This window comes from Neobacillus citreus (genome assembly GCF_018343545.2).
Classification (GTDB): domain Bacteria; phylum Bacillota; class Bacilli; order Bacillales; family Cytobacillaceae; genus Neobacillus; species Neobacillus citreus.
Genome location: NZ_JAGYPE020000036.1, coordinates 11588 through 35595, shown reverse-complemented (window position 1 = coordinate 35595; position 24008 = coordinate 11588). Strand labels below are relative to the sequence as shown.

The window sequence follows — 24008 nt, the reverse complement described above, 5'->3', positions numbered from 1 at the left end:
ACGATATGATAGTTTTAAGAAAAAAACACAGGGGGGGTGACGCAATGAAAGGCGTCCATTACAGCATTCATGCAAAAATTATCACAGGCTATTTCGCAATCCTGATTTGCCTTGTGCTGTCCCTGCTCGTTGTGGTGAACCGGATGACCGCACTGCAGGATGAAATAAAATTCATTTCGCAGAACGACATTGAGGTCCATGACCTGGCAAATCAGATTCAAAAAAATGTCCTCGATATGGAAACCGGAATTCGCGGCTATGCGTTAACCGGTCAGGAGGAGTATCTCGAGCCGTATCACGAAGGGAATCGCAGCTGGCTAGACAACTACAACAAGCTCCATTCCTTGCTTGCTGATAACAGCAGTCAGCAGCAAAACCTCGAAGACATCAAGCCGGTGATTGAAAAATGGATCCTGAATACCGGTGAATTTACCATCAATCAGAAAAAGGCAGGGAACGAAACAGCACTGTCTAAGAATTTTGCAGAACAAACTGGGAAAAAGGTGACCGACCAGATCCGCACCCAGTTGGATTCGTTTTTGGAAAAAGAAAAGGAGATGACGTCAAAACGGACAGATGAGCTCCTTCAGAACAATAACAATTTAAAAATCATCCTATATGGGATTATTATTTTTGTAACCTTCTTAACCATCCTAACGGCGCTTTTCTTGTCAAACTCGATTGTCAACACGATCAAACAAGTCGTAAAAACGATCCAGAGCATCACCGACTCGAAGGTTGACTTGACGACACGGATCAGCGTGAAAGCGAAGGACGAGACGCGTGAGCTTGCCGAGGCCATGAACTGCCTGCTCGGCAGCCTCGAAAAACAGCAATGGGTGCAAAAAAGTCTCACAGATATTTCCACGCTGTATCAGGGAATTACTGATATTAATGAGCTGGCGCAGCGGGTCATCAACAAGCTGGCACCGCTATTTGAAGCCTGTTACGGCGTGGTCTATCTGCGCCGGGAACAGGGCGGCGAGGTCGACTTCGTCAAGGTCGCAGGCTATGCAGTCTCCGATGAGGTCGACGTTAAGGCCAGCTTCCACTTTGGTGAAGGGCTCGTCGGCCAGGCGGCACTCGACCAGCGTATTTTTCTGATCGACCGTTTGCCGGAAGAGCATATGAAAGTGACCAGCGGCCTCGGGGCGTCGTCACCAAGAAATTTATTGGTGGCGCCGATTATCTATCAGGGCCGGGTCGAAGCTGTTGTCGAGTTTGCGGCACTACAGCCGTTCCTTTCGCAGCACCTAACATTGCTCGACCTCCTGCAGGATAAATTCGGCTCCTCGATTACCAATGTGCTCGGACGGATGGAGGTTGAACGGCTGCTTGCGGAATCACAGGTCATGACCGAGGAGCTCCAAGCTCAATCCGAAGAGCTGCAGGCACAGTCCGAGGAATTGCAAATGCAGCAGGAGCAGCTGAAGCACACGAACGAATATTTAGAGGAGCAGAATCGGTTAGCCGAAGAGCGGGCGCTTGAGCTGAAAAAAGCGAAAGATGAGCTCGAGGAGTATTCACTCCAGCTGCAGCAAAGCTCGCAGTACAAATCCGACTTTTTAGCAAATATGTCGCATGAACTACGGACGCCGCTGAACAGTATTTTGATTCTGTCACAAATGCTGATGGAAAATGGCGGCATGGACCAAGACGAGGTTGAGGAATACGCCCGCGTCGTCAACACGGCTGGCGGTGATTTGTTACGGCTTATTGATGATATCCTCGATTTATCAAAAATTGAGGCGGGAAAAATTGAAATCCTGACAGACGAGGTCAACGTAACCGAGCTGCCGCAAACATTAAAGCGCCTGTTTGATCCGGTTGCAGCCAAAAAGAATGTAACTTTTGAGGTCCTGACAGACGCGAACGTGCCGCCGGTGATTTCGACAGACGGCCAGCGCTTGCAGCAAATTTTAAAAAATCTGCTATCAAATGCGTTTAAATTTACGGAGCAGGGTTCAGTCACCGTCCAGATTGCCGTATCGCCTCCGGAAAAAGCGGAGCAGCTGCGTTGTAGCGGTCCAGTTCTGGCCATATCGGTAGCCGATACAGGAATCGGCATCCCGGATGATAAACAGCAAATTATTTTTGAAGCGTTTCAGCAGGTGGACGGGACGACGAACCGTCAATATGGCGGCACCGGACTTGGCTTATCGATTTGCCGGGAATTTACCCGCCTGCTTGGCGGCGTCATCGAGGTCGAGAGCGAGGTCGGGAAGGGAAGTACGTTTACCCTGTATATTCCGAGCCAGCTGGAGCCGGAGCCGGTGGTGTTCACGGCACTGGAGGAAGTGGCGACAACCCGTGAGGCCGAGATGCCGAGGGGGCTGCTTCCGGAAGAGCCAGTTCAGGACGCCGATATCATTGAGGCAGAGCACTGCACCGATGACGAGCTGTTTCATGAAAAAAAGGTCCTTCTTGTTGAGGATGATGGCCGCAATATTTATGCGTTGGTTACGGCCCTTGAGCGCAAGGGGATTACCGTACAAGTGGCGAAAAACGGAAAACAAGCGATCGAAAGATTACGTGAGCAAGCCGATTTTGACCTGATTTTTATGGATATCATGATGCCGGTGATGGGCGGCTACGAGGCGATGAAAATAATTCGCAACGAGCTTGGGCTGTACAGCCTGCCAATCATTGCCTTGACCGCCAAGGCGATGAAGGGCGAGCGCGACAAGTGCATGGAAGCGGGGGCGTCCGATTATATCATGAAGCCATTGAATATAGAGCAGCTTTTCTCATTGATGCGGGTTTGGCTGACAGAGCAGGTGAATCCAGATGAGTAACAAAACGAGCATATCGCCTAGCGATACGCGTGATACACCATTACCAGAGACCGAACCATTTGCCTTAACGGAAGTACAGGAGGTTGAGCTGAATTTGCTGCTCGAGGGGCTGTATCAAATGTATGGTTACGATTTTCGCGGTTATGTCCGGGCCTCGTTGACGCGGAGGATTATGAACCGGATGAAGGCAGAAGGACTGCCGACGATTACGGCCTTATTGGAAAAAGTCCTCCACGAATCGGGCTTTTTGGAGCGGCTTTTGAATGATCTGTCAATCCGGATGACGGAAATGTACCGCGACCCCAGCTTCTTTGCTGCGTTTCGCGAGCAGGTGGTTCCGCTCTTGCGGGAGCTTCCTGAAATCCGGATTTGGCATGCCGGCTGTGCAACCGGGGAAGAGGTTTATTCGATGGCCATCCTCCTGCATGAAGAGGGGCTTGCGAAAAAAACGGAAATCTACGCAACTGATATGAACGAAAAAGCGCTTCAGGCTGCCCAAAAAGGCGCCTTCCCGCTAAAAAAAATGCAGCAATATACGAAAAATTACCTGAAAGCGGGCGGGCGCAAGGCATTTTCGGAATACTATACGACCGACCGCCAGTATGCTTATTTTAAACCGCTGTTGGACGATAACCTGATTTTTGCCCAGCATAACTTGGTGACGGATGGATCCTTCAATGAGTTCCATGTGATTCTCTGCCGGAACGTGATGATTTATTTTGACAATAACCTGCAGCAGCAGGTCCACCGTCTCTTTTACGGCAGTTTGGCGAGCGGCGGCTTTATCGGGCTCGGCAGCAAGGAGTCGATTCTGTTTTTGCCAAAAGGCTTGCATTATGAAGAATTCAATGCGCAAGAACGAATTTATCGTAAAAGTAATGGGGCAGGGTGAAATGCAAAAAAGAGACTGTCCAGCGGTGACAGTCTCTTTTTTCTTACTATATTAATGAGAATGTTTGGCGTTTCTTAGAATCAGACTGAGGATGAAGACCAGAGCCGCTGCGCCAATCAGTGCCGGAAAGACGTAGAAGCCGCCAATTACCGGTCCCCAGCTCCCCAACAGAAATGATCCGAGCCAAGCGCCGATAAAACCGGCAATAATATTACCAATAATGCCTCCCGGTACATCACGCCCAAGAATCAGTCCGGCCAGCCAGCCGATGACGCCTCCAATAATTAATGACCAAATAAATCCCATAAATAATCTCCCCTTTCAATTAGATATAGACTAAATACCCGTTTGTAATGAAAATGAAACCATTTAGTGAACATGGGGACGGTTCTCGTGCCTTACAAAGTGAGGCACAAGAACCGTCCCCATGTCTCTTTTACACTTTTTCGGAATGATTTCTTCCTATATGTAGGGCTCGCCAACAGATCTTTAATTCTTCCGTCAGTTCTTGAAACCGCGACTCATCCCGGTTATCGAGGCAACTGTCTATCTCACGGGTTAACAGGCTGATTTTTGAGATGAGTTCGGCCTTGCGCTTTTGTTCCTTTCGAAAAAGCTGCTCCCACTTGGCGTCCCTTTCAGTGTGATAATCACTAAACTTCTTTAAACGCATCCCGCATTTGCACAGCGTCTCATTTACACTAAGAACGTAAAATTCCTTGTTCCCACAATACCTACATGATAATTTCTTCATCTAAACCACCTCCGCTTCCTATATACCCATGCTTTGAATCAGAGTAACCTATTTACAAAAAAATTTGATGCACGGGGACGGTTCTCTTGCCTCACTTTGTGATGCATTAGAACCGTCCCCATGCATCATTTCAAAAAAATCCAAAAAAAATAGGTTTCAATTTTCAACGGAGCGGTTATATAACCTGTACAACACTTAAAGGAGGAATGGAACATGAATACTTTTAAAGTAGTAGAAAATGGTGTGCAAGCTAAAAGGGAAATTGATGATTTAATCATGCAGGGTTATTCAAAGAATGAAATTTATTTATTGGCACATGACAAAAACCGGTCTGAGGATTTAAGTGATTCGTTAGATATAAAGGATATTGGCGTGGCGGAGCAAGGCGTATTGGAGTCGGTTGCCAACGTATTTCGGACAAGGGGAGACGCACTGCGCGCCAAGCTGGAGTCATTAGGGATGTCGCCGCTTGAGGCGGAGCGCTATGAAGAAGAATTGGACCGAGGAAAAGTCGTCGTCGTCGCGGGAAAATCAGCTTAAGGGGTTAAAGGAAAAGAGCTGCCGCCCTCATCAATAGGGCGACGGCTCACTAAAAAAATCGGGAAGGGAGAATCTTTTATGAAAACTTCATCAATAAAATTTGAAAAATTAATGGGAGAACGCACCAGAGCAAGACGCAAAAGTCGGGCAAGGCTTCACTTGGAGCAATTTTTCGAGGAGCCCATCCTTCATCGAGAAATTCATGGAGAAAGGGTGTATGTACCACTAAGATTACAGCAGATATGGAATGAGGTATAAATTGGCCATCCTTAAATTACCTGCCTAAACACGTTTAACCGGTTCAATCGTGCTTAGGCAGGTAATTTATTATGGGCAAAAGTCTCCTCTCTAAATAACCCCTAAATAAAGGAAATAAGTTGGAGGGTATGTTAGAATAGGGATTGTGTGAAAAGGAGGCGAAATAGATGGATGATTTTGGGCAAATTGCGTTAGTCAGCATTATGTCTCATTTGGTGTGTATCGCGGTTTCCTGGTGGGCCCTGCAGGCGATTCGCCTGGATAAACTGCTGAAGCCTAACCATGTATTTCAAGCACGTTTATTGTACATATTATTGGCAATTTTCATTGGATCATCAGTTAGTAACTTTTTCCTTGATTACCTGCAATGGTCGAGACAACTACCGTTAATCTTTCAATAAAACATTAATTGGAAAAAAATTAAAGGTTCCAAAATGGTTATAGATTGAGTACAATCAAATTTATGTGGAAAAATAACCTGAAACTTGTCAGACGTTTTACCACCTATAGATAAAAAACGGGATTTTGTCTAAAAGTGACGAGAATTCCCAAGTATGCTCTCTCTCTCCTTGGAAACAATGGTAGTAAGGGGGAGACGAGAGAATGAACAGAAATAGAGTCACTTATATATGCCTGATTATATGTTTTAGTATTATTCTGGTTGTGATGGGGAACCGAACCACTGAGGCAAACGGCGGACTGGCATCATTTTTTAAGGGAGAAACGAGCGTCGGCACGAACTCTATTCAAAAACAAACCGATGCTGGCGTCCGCGAGGTATTTTTCCAAGAAGAAAAGGATCTTGGAAAAATGGCAGCTGTTTTTCAGGCCCAAGATATTATGCTTCAGGATTGGTCTATTTATGCAAGGGAGCAGGCGGCTGGTATTGACGTGAAGGAATACGCGAATGTTTTACGGAAGAAGTTTCCCGACTGGCGTTGGACGGAGAGGACAACAAGCGAGACTTGGGAGATGACAGCAGTATCCACAGCATCTAACCACCACACGGAAAAGCTTCAATTCTTGGCAACCCGCACAAAACAACCTACGACTGCGTATATAGTATATAGTGTAAGGGGCAATGAGTGGAACGAGGCCTCTAAATCCTTTATCATGAGCGGTCAATTTGGAAATAGGCTAAATGACATATTTCGTGGTAAACCAACAGTTTTTTCTTGTATGAAAGGCGTTGTGAGTGATAAGATTGATAAGGCTTTAGAAAAAACGGCGAGTGAACTGATGTCGGGCTTTCAAGCTAAAGAGATCGAGGCGTTAAAAGAGGAGAATTTCATGTCTGTTTCGGCCAAGTCGCCGATGTTCTCAGACGATATTGACTTGAAAAATAATAACATGAATTTGCAAATTGGCTTACGCTCCGAAGGATTGGGCGGTCCGACTACGGTTGTAGTAGGAACCCCTATCATTACGATTGAATATTAATATAGAGAAAATGGACGCGGAGGGGAATACTCTTGGAAAAGATCATCGTCCGCGGCGGACAAAGGCTATACGGAACGGTTAAAGTTGAAGGAGCAAAAAATGCCGTTCTGCCTGTTATCGCTGCAACATTATTAGCAAGTGATGGAAAAAGTGTGATACGTGATGTACCGACACTCTCCGATGTATTTACAATTAATGAAGTGCTACGTAACCTAAACGCTGAAGTGGCTTTCGATAATAATACCGTTGTTGTTGATGCATCTAGAGTGTTAAAAGAGGAAGCGCCTTTTGAGTATGTTCGCAAAATGCGCGCGTCTGTGCTTGTCATGGGATCACTTCTTGCACGTAATGGCCGTGCCCGGGTGGCTTTGCCTGGCGGTTGTGCGATTGGATCCCGGCCGATTGACCAGCATTTGAAGGGCTTTGAAGCCATGGGTGCGAAGGTCAAGGTGGGCAATGGCTTTATCGAGGCGGAAGTTGAAGGCCGTCTGCATGGAGCAAAGGTTTATTTAGATTTCCCAAGTGTTGGCGCTACTGAAAACATTATGATGGCGGCAACGTTGGCTGTAGGTACAACTACAATTGAAAATGCCGCAAAAGAACCAGAAATCGTTGATTTAGCTAACTTTTTAAATAAAATGGGTGCGCGCGTGAAGGGTGCCGGCACTGGTACGCTTCGCATCGAGGGTGTCGATGTGTTGTTTGGCGCGGACCACAATATTATTCCGGACCGGATCGAGGCAGGCACGTTCATGACGGCGGCTGCGATTACGGGCGGAAATGTGCTTGTAAAGGGTGCAGTTCCGGAACATCTTTCTTCATTGATTGCGAAAATGGAGGAGATGGGTGTGACGATTATCGAGGAAGAGGATGGCGTTCGCGTCATTGGACCAGAGCGCTTGAAGGCGGTCGACATCAAGACGATGCCGCATCCAGGCTTCCCGACTGATATGCAATCACAGATGATGGCTTTGCTGCTTTGTGCAGATGGAACGTCAATGATTACGGAAACTGTGTTTGAAAATCGTTTTATGCATGTTGAGGAATTCCGCCGCATGAATGCCGATGTGAAAATTGAAGGCCGTTCTGTCATCTTAAATGGTCCTTCTAACTTACAAGGCGCTGAAGTGGCGGCAACTGACCTTCGTGCTGCAGCTGCACTGATTTTAACCGGGCTGGTTGCTGAAGGTGTAACACGCGTAACTGAATTGAAGCATTTGGACCGCGGCTACGTGAATTTCCACGAAAAGCTTGCCGGCTTAGGTGCTGACATCGAGCGTGTGAAGGAAGCAGATGAAACCTTTATCGAACTTGGAAAATATGTTACGGATCTAAATGCCTAAGGGGCGAGCAAAGTTCCATTCTAAAGTTGGACTAAATGCCGCGGGTGTTTAGTTCTATACTCAGCTAAAATCCTATTTTAAGGGTACAACTGAACACAACCAAAGCAACGGGGCCTGGAATAACGGGTCCTGTTTTTTTTGTGTTTGTTTGGGGGTGTTGCGGGTTGTCCACAAGCAGTTTCGGTTATCATTATAAATAACGTGGAATTATACCCAATTGTGTCTGATAACTCTGTGGATAAGTCGAATAACTCTGTGATTTGTGGATAACTTTTCAACGAGTTGATTTTTCGAAAAAGAAGTAATAAATGCTTGTCCGCTCCCATATGTTGTAATGTGACGCATCCCGGGCGCAAGTGGGCTGTGAATTTACAAACTGGAGGCACAATCATGAAAAATATCAAACCACTCATCGTACTAGCAGCATTTCTTATTGCCTTGACACTGATTATCCCCGCTGTGTTGGTATTGCCTTTTTCAAGCGAGAAGGCGAGCGGCAAGCTGGGCGAGGATCTCGCCAAGAAGCAGCCGGCGGCGCAGGAAACTACTTCCCCATCCTCTGACGCGGCAATTGACGTGGCCGTGTTCCGCACCGCCAAATCTGCGATCGAAGAAACCCCATTGGAGGATTACCTTGTTGGGGTAGTCGCTGCCGAGATGCCGGCGGATTTCAATGAGGAGGCGCTCAAGGCCCAGGCGCTGACGGCACGGACGTATATTGTTAATCGGTTGGTTAAAGGGGATACGATTGGTGCCCCAAAAGGTTCGCAGGTAACGGACACCCCACAGCTCCATCAAGCCTACATAGATGACGCTCAGCAAAGGAAGAACTGGGGAAAAGATTATGAATGGAAAAAGAAAAAGATTATGGAGGCTGTTCGGTCAACGAGCGGACAGATTTTGACTTATAATGGCGAGCCAATTGATGCGTTGTTTTTCTCCACCAGCAACGGCTTTACGGAGAACTCGGAGGACTACTGGTCTGGAAGTATCCCGTATTTGCGAAGTGTTTCAAGTCCTTGGGATAAGGATTCCCCTAAATTCACCAATCAGAAGGTTGTAACCGTGAAAGAGTTTGAATCACGGCTTGGAGTGAAAATCGGGTCAAGTAATGCGCTTGGAAAAATTGTCGCCCGAACCGAGGGCAAGCGCGTGGCGAAGGTTGACTTTAATGGCAAGGTATTGACCGGAAGAAACATCCGCGATAAGTTGGACTTGAAATCATCGGACTTTTCGTGGGAACGTAAGGGGAATAATATTGTGATCACAACACGCGGCAATGGCCACGGCGTGGGCATGAGCCAGTACGGCGCGAACGGAATGGCCGCGGAGGGCAAGAACTACAAGGATATCGTCCAGTACTACTACAAGGGCGTAGAGGTGACCTCGGCGGAGAACATGATGGCGACGATTACGGCGAAGAAATAGGGTGTGTGTGGAAGCCAGGCGTGTGGGGGTGCCTGGCTTTTTTGTGTGGGTGCTGGGTGTTCATAGGGTTTGGAAAGTAAAAGAGGAAATTTGGAAAGTATTTGTTGAGCATGTGTAAGTAAAAGCGTAAAAGTGGAAAGTAAGTGATCTAAATCGGTAAGTAAACACACCAAGTCGGAAAGTATATCCAAATAAATGGTAATTGTTCAAAAAAGGTCATTGAAAAGATACCTGGGCCAGGCTCATCGCCTGGCTTTTTAGCTGTTTTTGGGTGATGGTTGGAAGAGGGATACTGCTCTAAAAAGGGTTTGGAAAGTAAAAGAGTAAATTTGGAAAGTATTTGATTAATAAGTGTAAATAATCCCGTCAAAAAGGAAAGTAAGTGCGTTAAATCGGTAAGTAACCACACTAAATCGGAAAGTATATCCAAATAAATGGTAATTTCCCGAAAAGGTAATTTAAAATTACCTGTCCAGGCTCGTCGCCTGGATTTTTAGCTGTTTTGGGGTGGCGGTTGGAAGGCTGATGCTGCTCTAAAAAGGTTTGGAAAGTAAAAGAGGAAATATGGAAAGTATTTGATCAAAATGTGTAAGTAAAATCGTCAAAGTGGAAAGTAAGTGCGCTAAATCGGTAAGTAACCACACCAAATCGGAAAGTATATCCAAATAAATAGGAATCTCTAAAAAAAAGGTCATAGAAAAGAAACCTAGGGACAGGCCTAATTGGATAAAACGCCATAAAAAGTTCAAATTTAATGTCGATTTTTGCAGGAAATTGGCAAGCAAAAAAGGAAATGTAAGTGCAAATTGAAAGGAGAGATCCGATTGTTTGCAAAACCTTGTGAAATGTCATTAAGAATCAAGAAATTACAGGCACTTTTTGATGGGAGGATGGATCCCAATCACCCCGATTGGCCGGATTTGGTTCACGAATATAAAAATAGGATGGCTGGGTATCATGGCGAGAAATCTGTGGACTTTTACTTGAGCATGCTTCCCGAGGCAGACTATCAAATTTACCACGATATCCGCCTGCTTTATGGAAAGTATTACTTTCAAATTGACATCCTGCTTCTGTGTGCGATGTTTGGCCTGGCGTTAGAGGTGAAAAATAGGAGCGGAGAGATCCATTTTAAAAGAGAGTTAAATCAGGCCTTTTTGCGAAAGAATGGTCAGGAGGAACGCATAAAGAATCCGGTGCTGCAGGCCAAGCTCCAGGCGCGAAAGCTAAACGGGTGGCTGCAAGAGCACCATTTTCCAAACGTTCCAATCCATTATCTTTTTGTAAACAGTAATGAAAAAACGTTGATTACAGCGGAGCACGGGAACGAAGAAATTCTTCGAAATGTATGTAATAGTGAATTTTTAATAGAAAAAATAGAACAAATTAAAGAATTTCAAAAGATAGAGAAGCTAAGCTCCAAGGATTTAAAAAAGGTAAATAAATTACTTCTATCGAAGCACACTCCCGATAATCCCGATATATTAAAGCAATTCCACCTGTCTCCTAAAGAAATCCCCACTGGTGTGAAGTGCCCCGATTGCCGCTTTCTGCCGATGATTTATCATTCCGGAACCTGGTGGTGCCCAAAGTGTAATGCTAAATCGAAAACGGCCCATATTCCAGCCATCAACGATTATTTCCTTTTAATAAAACCGACTATCACAAATTCTGAGCTAAGAGAGTTTCTCCAAATAGATTCGATAAGAGTGGCCAGCCATTTACTAACCACCGCCGATTTTCCCCATAGTGGTACATTTAAAGACCGTGTTTACCATCATCCGGTATTGCAATAAAAAAACCACCGCCAACCAGCAGTGGTTTAAGAAACAGACCGAACGCGGCCGAGCAGCTTCGCCAGCCCCGCAAATTTACCCTTAAACAGCGCACCGCGAATAAAATAATAGCAGACACTGATGCCGAGGAAGTCCTTAAACAGGTCAAATAGCGACGCGGAGCGGTATGGATAGAACGATTGGTGGATTTCGTCACTGATGCCGTAGAAGGCCGCAAACAGGGCACAGGCCAAGTTCCAGCCTGGTGTAAAACTGAAACCGGCGACAGCATTGCTGCGCAGGTCAGCGTCACCGCGTCTAAACGTCAAACATGCGAGGACTAGTAATACATATAAAATCGCAAACTCTATTAAATGCAACGATTCTTTAATAGTATGGTCAATCGACGAATCGGGCAGGCGCACGAAGTGGTCTGATGGCAGGCTCGATTGAATAAAGATGGCTGCCATATAAAGCACGGGCAGGACCCGCAGCACCCATTTTAAGACTTTCATGAAACAATTCCCCCTAAAAATTTTTCAAAAAGATGCATAAAAACGCAGGCGATTACAAAAAATAAAATTTTTTTCAGACTAGTGTATATAATTCTAGTTATCTGTTCAGAATGATTGCTGAGGTGATGAAAATGAGAGAGGAAGAAAACAAACGATCTTCTCAAAGTTCCAGCGTAAAACGCTTTTTCAAGAAGCGTTGGGTATTTCCAGCCATCTATATCGCAAGTGCAGCAATCATTTTAACAGGTGTTCTTTGGTACCAGTCCAGCGCAGGAGACTCAGACAAATACGATTACAAGTCTACTGATATTACTGGCAAAAAGACCAACCCGCCTGCAGTTGAAGTTAACTCGGCTTTAGAAAACGTCAAAATGCCGGTGAAGGATGCAGCATCAGCAGTGATCAAGACAAAGTTCTATGATTTCACAGCCAAAGCTGAAGACCAGGAAGCCGCATTAGTATTCTACGAGAACACATACAACCCGAATACTGGTGTCGACATCACCATGAAGGATGGCGAAACGTTTGATGTATTAGCATCACTCAGCGGAACTGTCACTCGTGTTGAAGAAGACGCGGTGCTTGGAAATGTCATCGAAATTGAACACGACAAAGGTATTGTAACACAATATCAGTCCGTGAAAGACATTAAAGTTGAAGTTGGCGACAAGGTAAAACAGGGAGATGTTCTTGCCAAGGCTGGGCAGAGCATGTTCAATGAAAAAGCTGGAACACACGTCCATTTTGAAATTCGTAAAGATGGCGTCGCGGTTAACCCTAGTAAGTATATCGACAAACCGGTAAGCACTTTACAAGAAGCGACTCCTTCAAACAGCAAGGAATCTATGCAAACAACTCCTAGCGAAAAAAAGCAGCAGGAGTTGGAGGATCCAGCTGGCTCCGACGACCAGTCTTCCGATAAGGAAACGGACGACGGCAAGACCAAAGAAGACGAGTCCACTAACTCAAAAGAAAAGACAAATTCTTAATATCGCAATTGTAAGTAAGGGGAAGGGGATACTTTCCTCTTTTTTTTGTGTTTTTTTTCAAAAAAAAGAATCCGGCCGAGTGCCAGATTCCGCACATTAAGCAAAAAAATAGGACCCGGCCGATTGCCGGATCCAACACGATATATTAAAAGGGGGGGTTATGAAAAAGTGTGACTGAGATTGTCCTTTTCACACTCTTATCTTACCCTCCAGATATGAACAAACTATGAACAAAAGGTGAAAGTTTGAAAAACAGTTATGAGAATTATCTGTTCCGATAACCACAAAGTTTACCAAAAGGCTTTTCATTTTCAAAAATTTCTGATATATTTTGACTGTAAGATTATAACTTAATATTGTTTGAAATGCTCTACTGGGGGGGTCCGATGGCTCGGACTGAGAGAAGAATGCATAAATTCTTTGACCCTTTGAACCTGATCTGGATTATACCAGCGTAGGGAAGTAGTATCAAAGGTGTCCGTGTTTAATTTGGGTACCGCTACTTTTGGATGAAAAAATCAGGTTCTGTGCAAACAGAACCTTTTTGTATTGTCCTCCATTACTTTCCAGTAATGAACTGCGCTGTAACTCCCAGGGTGCAAAATCAAACCATTTTGAAGGAGGAAGTTACATGCAGAAGCAAGTGGAAGGGAACATCGAGTTAAAATCACAATTCACTGGAAGTAAAAAGGTATATGTCGAAGGGGCAAGACCCGATCTTAAGGTCCCGATGAGAGAAATTCAACTTAGTCGAACCGTTGCTGCTTTTGGAGAAGAAGAAAACAAGCCTGTACGGGTCTATGATACGAGCGGGCCCTACACAGATTCGAATTATCAGGTCGATATTCAAAGAGGGCTTCCAGCATTGCGCAAGAATTGGATTCTCGAGCGGAATGATGTGGAGGCATATGTTGGAAGAGAAATAAAGGCTAAGGATAACGGATACCATGAAGGGGACCAACGTGCAAACCTTGAATGGTATCCCAATGTAAATAAAACACCCCTAAAAGCTAAAACAGGAAAAAATGTCACCCAGATGCATTATGCCAAAAAAGGCATTATTACCCCTGAAATGGAGTACATAGCCATTCGTGAACATAGGGACCCGGAATTTGTCCGTGCGGAAGTTGCCAGCGGGAGAGCGATTATCCCGGCCAATATCAATCACCCGGAAAGCGAACCGATGATTATAGGACGAAACTTTCATGTGAAAATTAATGCAAATATCGGGAATTCGGCTGTTACCTCCTCTATAGAGCAAGAGGTTGAAAAAATGACCTGGGCAACTCGCTGGGGCGCCGACACCATCATGGATTTATCGACCGGAAAAAATATCCACACAACGAGAGAATGGATCATTCGCAATTCTCCCGTACCAGTTGGAACGGTCCCAATCTATCAGGCACTAGAGAAGGTAAATGGGATTGCCGAGAATTTAACATGGGAAATATACCGCGATACGTTAATTGAACAGGCGGAACAAGGCGTCGACTATTTTACGATCCATGCCGGCGTTTTGCTGCGATATATTCCTTTAACGGCAAAACGGACAACGGGCATTGTATCCCGCGGCGGCTCGATATTGGCGCAATGGTGCTTGGCTCATCATAAGGAAAATTTCCTCTATACTCATTTTGAAGAAATATGTGAAATCCTGAAACAATATGATATCTCTGTTTCTCTTGGAGACGGGCTCCGTCCAGGCAGCATTGCCGATGCAAATGATGAAGCACAATTCGCAGAGCTTGAAACGCTGGGAGAATTAACAGACATTGCCTGGAAACATGATGTGCAGGTGATGATTGAAGGGCCAGGTCATGTACCGATGCATATGATCAAAGAGAACGTCGATAAGCAAATGGAAATTTGTAAAGAAGCTCCATTTTATACGTTAGGACCTTTAACCACCGATATCGCACCAGGATATGATCATATTACTTCAGCAATCGGAGCAGCGATGATCGGCTGGTTTGGAACAGCGATGCTCTGTTATGTGACACCCAAAGAGCATCTGGGCTTACCGAACAAAGATGATGTCCGGGAAGGAGTCATTGCTTATAAAATTGCCGCTCATGCCGCTGATTTGGCCAAAGGCCACCCCGGTGCGCAAAAAAGAGACAACGCTTTATCGAAAGCCCGTTTCGAATTCAGATGGGAAGACCAGTTTAATCTTTCTTTGGATCCGGAGCGTGCAAGGGAATACCATGACGAAACATTGCCTTCGGAGGGGGCAAAAACAGCCCATTTTTGCTCCATGTGCGGGCCAAAGTTCTGTTCGATGAGAATATCACATGACATTCGGGAAAAGGCAACGAGTAAAGAAGTAGACATCGAAGAAGGCATGAGGAAAAAAGCGGAGGAATTTATTCATGATGGATCAAGAATTTACCGATGAGACGAATTCCATTAAGGTAATGAAATTACATGAAGATATAGACATCCTAAAACAAAAAATTCATAGCTTGGAAAAGGAAATTGAAAACATCCAGAAACATTGCCGGCATATATTTTCCGAAACATACGGTATGAGGAAATGCCGAAAGTGCGGTTTCGCAGAAAGCACCTATTATTAATTTCATTAACCCTAGTCACAAAGCAAATCCCGGTTTAATAGCCGGGGTTTTTTAATGCGGCTATTATCCTTAGGAGTTTTGTCCTGAAATTGGCGGTGGGGTGTTTTTGTTGCGGTAGATTGGAGGGCTTGGGCATATGTTAAAGAGTCAGCTGATTATACCTGGTATACAGGATGATCTGCGTTGCTTTGAAGAGAAATCTGTCTATGGTTGTGTTAAAATGGAAAATAAAGGAGGGGTTTGTCTTGAAAAAAGTTGCCGGGCTTTTGCTTGCCGTGGTGCTGGGTGTTTTGCTTGCCAGCTGCAGCAAGGAGCCGACGCCGCAGGACCGATTCTCGGAGTACATAGCCTTATGGAATAAGCAAAAGTTTGCTGACATGTATAATTACCTTTCGAATGATGCCAAAAAGAAAATCTCTAAAGGTGATTTTACGAACCGCTATAAGAAAATCTACGACGATTTACAGATTACTGACCTCAAGATTGACTTCAAGAAACCGAAAGAGGATAAACAGGCGGATGGGGAGAAAGCCAAGTATTCCTTTAGCGCCAAAATGAATAGTGTGGCGGGGCCGATTAATTTTACGCAAGAAGCCCAGTTGAAAAAGGAAAGCAAGGACGATAAGGAAAACTGGTTTGTGGACTGGAATCCAGGGTTCATTTTTCCAAAAATGCAGGAGGGCGACAAGCTGAGCCTGAGCACGGTGCCGGCGAAGCGGGGCGAAATCGTTGACCGGAACGGCACGGGAATGGCTGTGAACGGCCAGGTGTACGAGGTCGGAGTGACGGCCGGGGACATTGCGGCACCGGTGATGGAGCAGCTGGCTTCTTTGTTGAAGATGACGCCGGATCAGGTCGACAAGGCTTTGAAGGCGAGCTGGGTACAACCGGGGATGTTTGTGCCTTTGAAGAAGGTGTCGATGGATGATTCTGAAAGGATTGCCCAGTTGGTGGCCCTCGAGCCGGTGAAGACGCGCAAGGTTGATGCGCGGATTTATCCGTACAAGGAGGCCGCTTCGCAGCTGATTGGCTATGTCGGGTCGATTACCGCGGATGAGCTCGAGAAGCGGAAGGACAAGGGCTACACGAGCCGCGATGTGATTGGGAAGCGCGGACTGGAGCAGGTGCTGGATGAGCAGCTGAAGGGCCAGAGCGGCGTGAAGATTGTGATTAAGAAGAAGGCCGGCGGCGAGGAAGTACTCGCGGAAAGGCCGGTTGCTGATGGAAAAAATGTCAAGCTGACCATTGATGCGGATTTGCAGGCGGTGGTGTATGCGGAGATGACTGGTGGAGCAGGTGCCGCTGGGACCGTGGCTGGAGGAACTGCTGGGGCTGGTGCTCCGGCAGGCGAGGTTGGGACGGCGGCCGCGATGAACCCGGTGACAGGGGAAACACTAGCGCTCGTCAGCAGCCCTTCGTTTGACCCGAATCAGGCCGCGCTGGGCTTCTCTGGGGACGAGTGGAAGGCGCAGCAGGATGATGCCCGCCAGCCGCTGTTAACGCGCTTTAAACAGGCATTTGCGCCTGGGTCTGTGATGAAACCAATTACGGCCGCTGTGGGGCTCGCAAGCGGCGCGATTAAACCGGACGAGGGCGTGCAGATCCTCGGTCCGAAATGGCAGAAGGATGCGTCCTGGGGCGGCTATTTCGTAACCCGGGTGCACGAGGGCAGCCCAATCAATCTCGAAAAAGCATTGGTGTTCTCGGATAATATTTATTTTGCACAGGCAGCGTTGAAAATGGGGAAAGATGGCTTTTCCGATGGCTTAAAGAAGTTCGGCTTTGAGGAACAGCTGCCGTTCGCTTATCCGCTTGAAACTTCAAAAATTGGCTCATTGGGAAGCGATATTGCGCTAGCCGACTCAGGTTATGGCCAGGGACAGGTGCAGATGAGCATTGTTCATTTGATGAGCACCTATACGCCATTTGTTAATAATGGCAATATGATTAAGCCGATTCTATTGGATGAAGAGAAGCGCGGGCAGGTGTTGAAAGAGGGCGTTGTTTCACCGGAAAACGCCGGATTGATTGCTTCTGATTTACGCAAGGTCGTTGGTGATGCTGGCGGGACTGCCCACGCGGCGGAAATGGCCGACAAGCCGCTTGCTGGAAAAACCGGAACAGCGGAATTCAAGCAGAAACAGGGCGAAACCGGACTCGAGAATGGCTGGTTTATCGGCTGGAACGTCAATTCGCCGAATCTGATGGTGGCCATGATGGTCGAGAACGTAAAAGACCGGGGCGGCTCCGGGATTCCGGTGAAAATGGTGAAGAATATTTATATGAAATGGAAATAAGTTTGAGTGTGGAAGCATCTGGCCTGAGGGTCAGGTGCTTTTTTGTGGAGAAAGTACCTGGTTTGAGTGGGCTATGGCCATTGAAAATTACCTTTTTTTAAATTTACTTGCTGGATTTGTGAGTTTACTCGCCGACTTTTGATATTTACTCGTCTATTTTTATATTTTACTCGCCTGAATCTAGAATTTACTCGCTAACCCCCATCTCGAGCGACAAAACTATCCCAAAAAAGGTAACTTTTCAATTACCTTTTTGGAGTGATTACCAGTTATTTGGATATACTTTCCGAATTGGTGCGTTTACTTTCCAAATGGGGACAAATACTTTCCAGATTCATGATTTTACTTACACTTATTAGCCAAATACTTACCAGAATACCTGATTTACTTTCCAAACTTATTTTTCAGGGGAATTCATCCAAAAAGCCAGGCGGTGAGCCAGGCTCAGGTAACATATGAGATCTTTTTTAAAATTACTCGTCAAAAGATAGGATTTACTCGCCAATTTTTGAAATTTACTCGCCTGAATTTAGAATTTACTCGCCAACCCCCATCTCGAGCGACAAAACTATCCCAAAAAGGTAACTTTTTATTTACCTTTTTGGAGTGATTACCATTAATTTGGATATACTTTCCGATTTGGTGTGTTTACTTTCTAAATGGGGACAAATACTTTCCAGATTCATGATTTTACTTACACTTTCTAGCCAAATATTTTCCAAAATACCTGATTTACTTTCCTAACCCATTTTTTACGGGGAATCCGAGTGCTCAAGAGCCGGCTGCCACTGATATTTTTCCAGATCAATTACCCCATTTAACCCCACTGCCACGCCCTCGGCCTCGAGCGACAGCCATTGTTCGTTGTAGCCCTCGTCATCCTGCAGGGCGATTTTTCCTTGGGCATTGACGACCCTGTGCCAGGGCAGGCGGTGTTTCCTGCTCATCGAGTGGAGGACGCGGACGACCTGGCGGGCGGCGCGGGGACTTCCGGCGAGTCCTGCAATTTGTCCGTACGTCATGACTCTCCCCGGGGGGATATTTTTTATAATCGAAATAACTCGTTCAGTAAAAGGTGTCACTGTCGTAAAATCCTTTCTTAAATAACTTAACCACATTATATAATATTAAAAACGATTCAATATCACGGACACTACAAACCCTACATCTTTTTCAATGTTACTTACCACATTTCAATATTTTTTTACCAAAACCCCAAATTTTCACAACACAAACACATCAAACACATATATTTTTCATCCGACAAATTTCTCGGGAAATAACGAGCGGCCCGCGATTATTTCTACATAAACCATAGTCGTGGCGCGGGTTTGGGGCTTTTTTCCTAAGTGTCGAAAAAACACATGATATTTGAATTTTCTAAAAATAGTCCAATGCCTTGTCCCGTTTGTGTATTTTGTGCATAAACCCGTATCCAAGCTAATACAATGTTACAAACCTTTATACAAAGAGAGTGTTTGAGGTGAGGAGTCGTTTGAAGTTAGCGGGTATCCAGCCGGGGACATGATTATTCATCGTATGATCAGAAAGTGATAACTTTCTGCCGTGTGACATGCAAGGGCGAAATTTGGTGCTTGATACCATCCGTGGACACTGTCCATGTGGACTGGGCATTTCTAATTTCGCGTAAGCGCAAACAAGAGCCAGTCAGCAGCTCGCACGGAAGCAGTATTCAGTCGAAGTGATAAGCGGGTCTCATTTCACACGTCTCACATCCAATTTAGGGAGGGCGAGAGTGTGCACGATTACATCAAAGAGAGGACTATCAAGATTGGGAAGTATATCGTGGAGACGAGGAAAACGGTTCGCGTCATTGCGAAGGAGTTTGGCGTATCCAAGTCTACAGTCCATAAGGATCTTACAGAGAGACTACCTGAGATTAATCCAGAGCTTGCAAACGAAGTGAAAGAAATTCTAGATTATCATAAATCCATTCGTCACTTAAGGGGCGGCGAGGCGACTAAAATGAAGTACCAGAAAGAAGAAAAAGAAGGAGAGGCTGTCAAGTAGGCCGAGATTTTTTCAAAAATGAATGCCAATTAAAGAACTGGTGCCTTACACCATTTCTTTTTTTTACAAAAAAATGTCCCACCTTCTCAAAGAATTTCCGATTCCGACAAGATTCAGCAAAAAATTACATTGATTGTTTTAAAATGTTATGGATATTTTAATGAATGTGATAGAATAGACAATTAGGTAGAAGGAATCCGTCTTGAGGAGGAAAGGAAAGAGAATGTTTGCAAGGGATATTGGGATTGATTTAGGAACAGCCAACGTGTTAATCCACGTGAAGGGCCGCGGCATCGTATTAAACGAGCCTTCCGTAGTTGCAATCGACAGAAACACAAACCGGGTTTTGGCGGTCGGCGAAGAAGCTCGCCGCATGGTTGGACGTACACCAGGAAACATCGTTGCAATTCGCCCGTTAAAGGACGGCGTTATTGCTGACTTTGATGTAACAGAAGCAATGCTGAAGCATTTTATTAATAAACTGAACGTAAAAGGCTTTTTATCAAAGCCGCGCATCTTGATTTGCTGCCCAACGAACATCACAAGTGTTGAGCAAAAGGCAATCAAGGAAGCTGCCGAAAAAAGCGGCGGGAAAAAGATTTATTTAGAAGAAGAGCCAAAAGTGGCAGCGATTGGCGCGGGCATGGACATCTTCCAGCCAAGCGGCAACATGGTAGTGGATATCGGGGGAGGAACGACGGATGTGGCCGTTCTATCAATGGGCGATATCGTGACTTCTTCCTCCATCAAAATGGCGGGCGATAAGTTCGACATGGAGATCTTGAACCACATCAAGCGCGAATACAAGCTGTTGATTGGTGAGCGCACAGCTGAGAACATCAAAATCAACATCGCTACTGTTTTCCCAGGCTCTCGTTCTGAGGAAATGGAAATTCGCGGCCGTGACATGGTCAGCGGGCTGCCGCGCACAATCACCGTTCGTTCAGAGGAAATCGAGCAATCATTGCGGGAATCTGTGTCAGTTATTGTCCAGGCTGCAAAAAGCGTTCTTGAGCGCACACCACCTGAGCTATCAGCAGACATCATCGACCGCGGCGTCATCTTAACAGGCGGCGGTGCACTTCTTCACGGCATCGACATGCTGCTTGCGGAAGAGCTAAAGGTACCTGTTTTAGTAGCGGAAAATCCAATGGACTGTGTCGCCATCGGAACAGGCATCATGCTAGATAACATCGACCGAATTCCAGGCCGTAAACTAGGATAATAAAACTGAATGTGGTAAGACCTCTTACCAATTACCAAAAGTCTAATGATAACGGCTGGACAAGCCTGGGTCATTGGGCTTTTTTTGATGCATGGGGACATGGGGACGGTTCTCGTGCCTCAAAATGGACTCAGGAAAGTAAATGGACCCAAAAGGGAAGTAAACCTCAAAAATAGGTAAGTAAAATACCCAACATGGAAAGTAAATTTCCAAATCGGAAAGTAAATCCTCAAACTCGGAAAGTATTGGAAATGAACTTCCAGAAAACACCCCTTGGACCTCCAGCTTGACCTCATTTTCTGCGCTTTTTTTACATCAATTTACTTTTTCTCGCAAAAAGTTAATGTATAATCATGAATAATTTTTTATAATAGAATAAAATGAGCATCGTGTGTGGCTTCAAAATGGTTATAATATGTATTAACTCTAGTCCCGTGTTGGTTGATAGGCAAAATCCTTTAAAAGGAATGGCGGGATTCAAAGGGGAAATTAAAATGTCATTAAATAATGTAGAACAACAGCAATTTCAATCGCGAGAGGAATATAAAAAGGCAAAGACAGATGCCTTGCAAAAGGTGGACACAGCCTCTGTTAAAGAAAGAAAGACAGCGGAGGCAGAGCCGCAGAACCATGCCCGCATCAGAGTGCGGCTTATTCCAATTTGGCTTCGCCTTGTACTCTTGGTGGTGTTTGTATTTGTCAGCCTTGTAGCTGGGGCGGCGGTCGGTTACGGCATCCTTGGCGGCGGCAATGCAGCCGATGTCTTTAAGCAATCAACTTGGACACATATTCAGGATTTAGTTGATAAAAAATAAACCGGGAAGGGCTTAGCCCTTCCCTTTTACATATCACAAATAGTACAATAAGAAATAAATATCTGTTCCTAGTAGGAGGTACTAATTCAAAATGCTTGATATTAATGAAATCAAAGAAATCATCCCACACCGCTATCCATTTTTGCTAGTGGATCGAATTTTAGAGGTGGAAGAGGGAAAAAGAGCGGTTGGCATTAAAAATGTTTCCGCCAATGAGGAATTTTTCAACGGCCATTTTCCGGATTATCCGGTCATGCCGGGGGTTTTAATCGTTGAAGCACTCGCGCAGGTCGGGGCAGTCGCTGTTTTGAAAAAGGAAGAGAACCGCGGCCGGCTGGCATTTTTTGCAGGAATAGACAGCTGCCGTTTTAAAAAGCAAGTAAAGCCGGGTGACCAGCTTCGCCTTGAGGTGGAAATGGTGCGTTTGCGCGGACCAATTGGCAAGGGCAAAGCCGTGGCGACCGTTGACGGTGAAATCGCCTGCGAAGCGGAAATTACTTTTGCGCTTGGGGAAAAAAGGGAATAAATTTAGGCTGTCTGTGGGGTTTGGAGAGTAAAATTTGGTTTTAGGCGAGTAAATTCTGCAATTAGGCGAGTAAAACTACAGAACTGACGAGTAAAGGCCGGGGGACAACCCTCGGCCTTTTATATATGCAAAAAATTCCATTCAAATTTTAAAAAACAACGGGAAAGCTATAAGTGTTAGGCAATAACATGATAGTTGAAGGGAGTTTTTTGCTTGAAGAAGAAGCTGTTTATGCTGCTCACCGGTTCTGTATTGTCGGCGATGATGCTGGTTGGCTGTAATAATGCAAGGAACGACATTAACCCGCCACCGCCGAGGGTTGATAACGATTTGAATGACAATATGGATCGGAACGACCTGAACAATCGGAATGACCTGAACGATCGTAACAGGCTAAACAACCGGTTGAACAACGATCTAAATGACAATCCGATGGATCGACGCAACCATTATCCGGAGTCTGAGGACAAGAACACACCAACTGACAAGGACTGGATTAAGGACAACAACACCAAGCAAGAAGATATTATCGAGGATGATATCGACCGCAAAGACCGCGACAACAAAGACGAATAAAAAAATGGGACAGGCGCTAGAACGGTAGCGCCTTGTCCCCTTTTTTTTAAGAAAATCCCGTCATCATTAATGCTGCTGCGAGAATAGCAAAAATGAAAATCAAAATATAAACAATAATGGCCAAAATCGTGATAATCCAGCCAAGCACCTTTCGTCCGGTCTGAATTAAATAAATTCCAAGCGCAATGGCCCCGAAGAAAAATCCCAATATCGCCCATAGCCAGGGCCTCTTACCGCGCTTCGGTGCGTCCACGGCTAAAAAAATTGCAATTATGACGTTTACAATCCAACTAGTCCAACTCATCTCTTTCTTCTGCCTCCCTCCCAAATTTCTCCATATATATCAATAGTATGGGGAGGATTTGTCGAAAAAGCAAGATAATTTTTCCAAGAAAAAACCAGTCCGAAGACTGGTATACACTTTACGTATTGTGGACCTTCAGCTTCGGCTTGCTCTTCATTTTATCCTTGAATTCGGCAAGGAGGGCGTCTCCTGATAAGCCTTTTTGAATGAGGCTGTCGAGCAATAGCTCAGAATAGTCGCTTTTGTTGCGGCGCAGGTGGCCTAAAAACAGAACGCTTGCGTGTCTTTCGAATTTCGTCAGCGAAGCGATTTTCGTTTGAAAATAAGCGGGTGCGTTTTCCTTCTTCGTAATAACTGCCTCGACAATGACTTCGCGGTTTTGCTCAGATATTTTTTTAAAATAATCATACAGGGAGAGATCAGTGGTGTACGCCTCAATCAACCAGGTGGAGCGTTCGTCTTCTTTGTTGAGAATCAGGCCGTCTTCAAGCGGAACTTCAACCGATTTGTCATTTTCCACAACTTCCAGCGAGAATAATTTAAACGTCTTCATTACCAACCTCCTGTTTGTTTTTTCCTAATTATAACATACGCAAAAAAGAAGCAAATGTCGAAAAATATTTGACCGAAATAGGATTTTTAATTTATTTGTAAAAAATTGACCCCGTCCGTGACAAAAACCCTCTCGAAAATTGCTTTTTCGAGAAAAATCGACCTTGAAACGGGCTGTATCGCAATTTTACTTTGCTCTGGCCCGGGTCTAAGATGAAATCATCAAATGTTGGAGGAGATGATACCTTGATTAATCAAGTAACGCTGGTTGGCCGCTTGACGAGGGACCCGGAATTGAATCAAACGACGGAGGGAACGCCGGTATCGCACATTACCCTGGCGGTGAACCGGAACTTCCGCAATCACAATGGCGAATTTGA

Annotated in this window: 25 protein-coding genes and 1 riboswitch; of the genes, 19 read left to right on the top strand and 6 right to left on the bottom strand. The window is 45.3% G+C overall.

Features of this window, described 5'->3' with window-relative positions; all coding sequences use genetic code 11:
• Positions 1-44 precede the first annotated feature (44 nt).
• Together KHB02_RS18170 and KHB02_RS18165 are read left to right on the top strand one after the other, a co-directional pair.
• A complete protein-coding gene (locus tag KHB02_RS18170; protein ID WP_213148000.1) occupies positions 45-2795 on the top strand; it encodes a CHASE3 domain-containing protein in 2751 nt (916 codons plus the stop codon).
• Positions 2788-3687, top strand: a complete 900-nt coding sequence (locus KHB02_RS18165; RefSeq protein WP_213148001.1) for a CheR family methyltransferase — start codon at positions 2788-2790, stop codon at positions 3685-3687. The genes KHB02_RS18170 and KHB02_RS18165 overlap by 8 nt, the downstream gene beginning before the upstream one ends.
• A 51-nt stretch (positions 3688-3738) precedes the next feature.
• Here the strand turns inward: KHB02_RS18165 and KHB02_RS18160 are convergent, their stop codons facing one another.
• Together KHB02_RS18160 and KHB02_RS18155 are read right to left on the bottom strand one after the other, a co-directional pair.
• Positions 3739-3993 carry a GlsB/YeaQ/YmgE family stress response membrane protein gene (locus tag KHB02_RS18160; protein ID WP_213148002.1) on the bottom strand — a complete coding sequence of 85 codons (255 nt, stop codon included), beginning with the start codon at positions 3991-3993 and terminating at the stop codon, positions 3739-3741.
• 130 nt (positions 3994-4123) lie between these two features.
• Positions 4124-4441: an IDEAL domain-containing protein gene (locus KHB02_RS18155; protein ID WP_213148003.1), complete on the bottom strand. Its 318-nt coding sequence runs from the start codon at positions 4439-4441 to the stop codon at positions 4124-4126.
• A gap of 213 nt (positions 4442-4654) precedes the next feature.
• Here KHB02_RS18155 and KHB02_RS18150 point away from each other — a divergent pair, with 213 nt between their 5' ends.
• From KHB02_RS18150 to KHB02_RS18120, 7 genes are all read left to right on the top strand, one after another.
• A complete protein-coding gene (locus KHB02_RS18150) occupies positions 4655-4981 on the top strand; it encodes a YflT domain-containing protein (protein WP_213148004.1) in 327 nt (108 codons plus the stop codon).
• Positions 4982-5059: 78 nt separating this feature from the next.
• Positions 5060-5239, top strand: a complete 180-nt coding sequence (locus tag KHB02_RS18145) for a hypothetical protein (protein ID WP_241113944.1) — start codon at positions 5060-5062, stop codon at positions 5237-5239.
• Between the two features lie 167 nt (positions 5240-5406).
• Positions 5407-5640 carry a DUF1146 family protein gene (locus tag KHB02_RS18140; protein ID WP_213148005.1) on the top strand — a complete coding sequence of 78 codons (234 nt, stop codon included), beginning with the start codon at positions 5407-5409 and terminating at the stop codon, positions 5638-5640.
• A 202-nt stretch (positions 5641-5842) separates the two neighbouring features.
• Positions 5843-6679: a YwmB family TATA-box binding protein gene (locus KHB02_RS18135; RefSeq protein ID WP_213148006.1), complete on the top strand. Its 837-nt coding sequence runs from the start codon at positions 5843-5845 to the stop codon at positions 6677-6679.
• Positions 6680-6711: 32 nt separating this feature from the next.
• A complete protein-coding gene (murA, locus tag KHB02_RS18130; protein WP_213148007.1) occupies positions 6712-8022 on the top strand; it encodes a UDP-N-acetylglucosamine 1-carboxyvinyltransferase in 1311 nt (436 codons plus the stop codon).
• A gap of 390 nt (positions 8023-8412) precedes the next feature.
• Positions 8413-9450 (top strand): stage II sporulation protein D, encoded by a 1038-nt coding sequence (spoIID, locus tag KHB02_RS18125; protein WP_213148008.1) that lies wholly within the window; start codon positions 8413-8415, stop codon positions 9448-9450.
• Between the two features lie 824 nt (positions 9451-10274).
• Positions 10275-11246: a nuclease-related domain-containing protein gene (locus tag KHB02_RS18120; protein ID WP_213148009.1), complete on the top strand. Its 972-nt coding sequence runs from the start codon at positions 10275-10277 to the stop codon at positions 11244-11246.
• Between the two features lie 26 nt (positions 11247-11272).
• On the opposite strand, the gene KHB02_RS18115 is transcribed toward KHB02_RS18120, so the two are convergent.
• On the bottom strand, positions 11273-11740 hold the full coding sequence (locus KHB02_RS18115; protein WP_213148010.1) for a VanZ family protein: 468 nt from the start codon (positions 11738-11740) through the stop codon (positions 11273-11275).
• Positions 11741-11871: 131 nt separating this feature from the next.
• Here KHB02_RS18115 and KHB02_RS18110 point away from each other — a divergent pair, with 131 nt between their 5' ends.
• From KHB02_RS18110 to KHB02_RS18095, 4 genes are all read left to right on the top strand, one after another.
• Entirely contained in the window at positions 11872-12729 is an 858-nt protein-coding gene (locus KHB02_RS18110; protein ID WP_213148011.1) for a stage II sporulation protein SpoIIQ, read from the top strand.
• 365 nt (positions 12730-13094) lie between these two features.
• A riboswitch (TPP riboswitch) is annotated at positions 13095-13207 on the top strand.
• Between the two features lie 153 nt (positions 13208-13360).
• Complete coding sequence (gene thiC, locus KHB02_RS18105; protein WP_213148012.1) at positions 13361-15124, top strand: phosphomethylpyrimidine synthase ThiC; 1764 nt, start codon at positions 13361-13363, stop codon at positions 15122-15124.
• Positions 15099-15302: a hypothetical protein gene (locus KHB02_RS18100; RefSeq protein ID WP_241113943.1), complete on the top strand. Its 204-nt coding sequence runs from the start codon at positions 15099-15101 to the stop codon at positions 15300-15302. The genes thiC and KHB02_RS18100 overlap by 26 nt, the downstream gene beginning before the upstream one ends.
• Positions 15303-15547: 245 nt before the next feature.
• Positions 15548-17599, top strand: a complete 2052-nt coding sequence (locus tag KHB02_RS18095) for a penicillin-binding transpeptidase domain-containing protein (protein WP_213148013.1) — start codon at positions 15548-15550, stop codon at positions 17597-17599.
• A gap of 752 nt (positions 17600-18351) precedes the next feature.
• On the opposite strand, the gene KHB02_RS18090 is transcribed toward KHB02_RS18095, so the two are convergent.
• A complete protein-coding gene (locus tag KHB02_RS18090; protein ID WP_277398297.1) occupies positions 18352-18717 on the bottom strand; it encodes an MGMT family protein in 366 nt (121 codons plus the stop codon).
• Between the two features lie 640 nt (positions 18718-19357).
• On the opposite strand from KHB02_RS18090, the gene spoIIID reads away from it, so the two are divergent.
• From spoIIID to KHB02_RS18065, 5 genes are all read left to right on the top strand, one after another.
• Complete coding sequence (gene spoIIID, locus KHB02_RS18085; RefSeq protein WP_007086083.1) at positions 19358-19630, top strand: sporulation transcriptional regulator SpoIIID; 273 nt, start codon at positions 19358-19360, stop codon at positions 19628-19630.
• Between the two features lie 223 nt (positions 19631-19853).
• The gene (mreB, locus tag KHB02_RS18080; RefSeq protein ID WP_213117187.1) at positions 19854-20855 is read left to right on the top strand and encodes a rod shape-determining protein; all 1002 of its coding nucleotides are present in this window, start codon (positions 19854-19856) and stop codon (positions 20853-20855) included.
• 494 nt (positions 20856-21349) lie between these two features.
• Positions 21350-21670: a DNA-directed RNA polymerase subunit beta gene (locus tag KHB02_RS18075; protein WP_213148015.1), complete on the top strand. Its 321-nt coding sequence runs from the start codon at positions 21350-21352 to the stop codon at positions 21668-21670.
• Between the two features lie 91 nt (positions 21671-21761).
• Positions 21762-22196: a 3-hydroxyacyl-ACP dehydratase FabZ gene (gene fabZ / locus KHB02_RS18070; RefSeq protein ID WP_213148016.1), complete on the top strand. Its 435-nt coding sequence runs from the start codon at positions 21762-21764 to the stop codon at positions 22194-22196.
• A gap of 213 nt (positions 22197-22409) precedes the next feature.
• Positions 22410-22772, top strand: a complete 363-nt coding sequence (locus tag KHB02_RS18065) for a hypothetical protein (protein WP_213148017.1) — start codon at positions 22410-22412, stop codon at positions 22770-22772.
• A 46-nt stretch (positions 22773-22818) separates the two neighbouring features.
• Here the strand turns inward: KHB02_RS18065 and KHB02_RS18060 are convergent, their stop codons facing one another.
• Both KHB02_RS18060 and KHB02_RS18055 read right to left on the bottom strand, forming a co-directional pair.
• Positions 22819-23076: a hypothetical protein gene (locus tag KHB02_RS18060; protein WP_213148018.1), complete on the bottom strand. Its 258-nt coding sequence runs from the start codon at positions 23074-23076 to the stop codon at positions 22819-22821.
• Between the two features lie 118 nt (positions 23077-23194).
• Positions 23195-23629 (bottom strand): YwpF-like family protein, encoded by a 435-nt coding sequence (locus KHB02_RS18055; RefSeq protein WP_213148019.1) that lies wholly within the window; start codon positions 23627-23629, stop codon positions 23195-23197.
• 212 nt (positions 23630-23841) lie between these two features.
• Here KHB02_RS18055 and KHB02_RS18050 point away from each other — a divergent pair.
• Positions 23842-24008, top strand: a 167-nt coding sequence (locus KHB02_RS18050) for a single-stranded DNA-binding protein (protein ID WP_420848095.1), incomplete at its 3' end; no start/stop codon positions are given.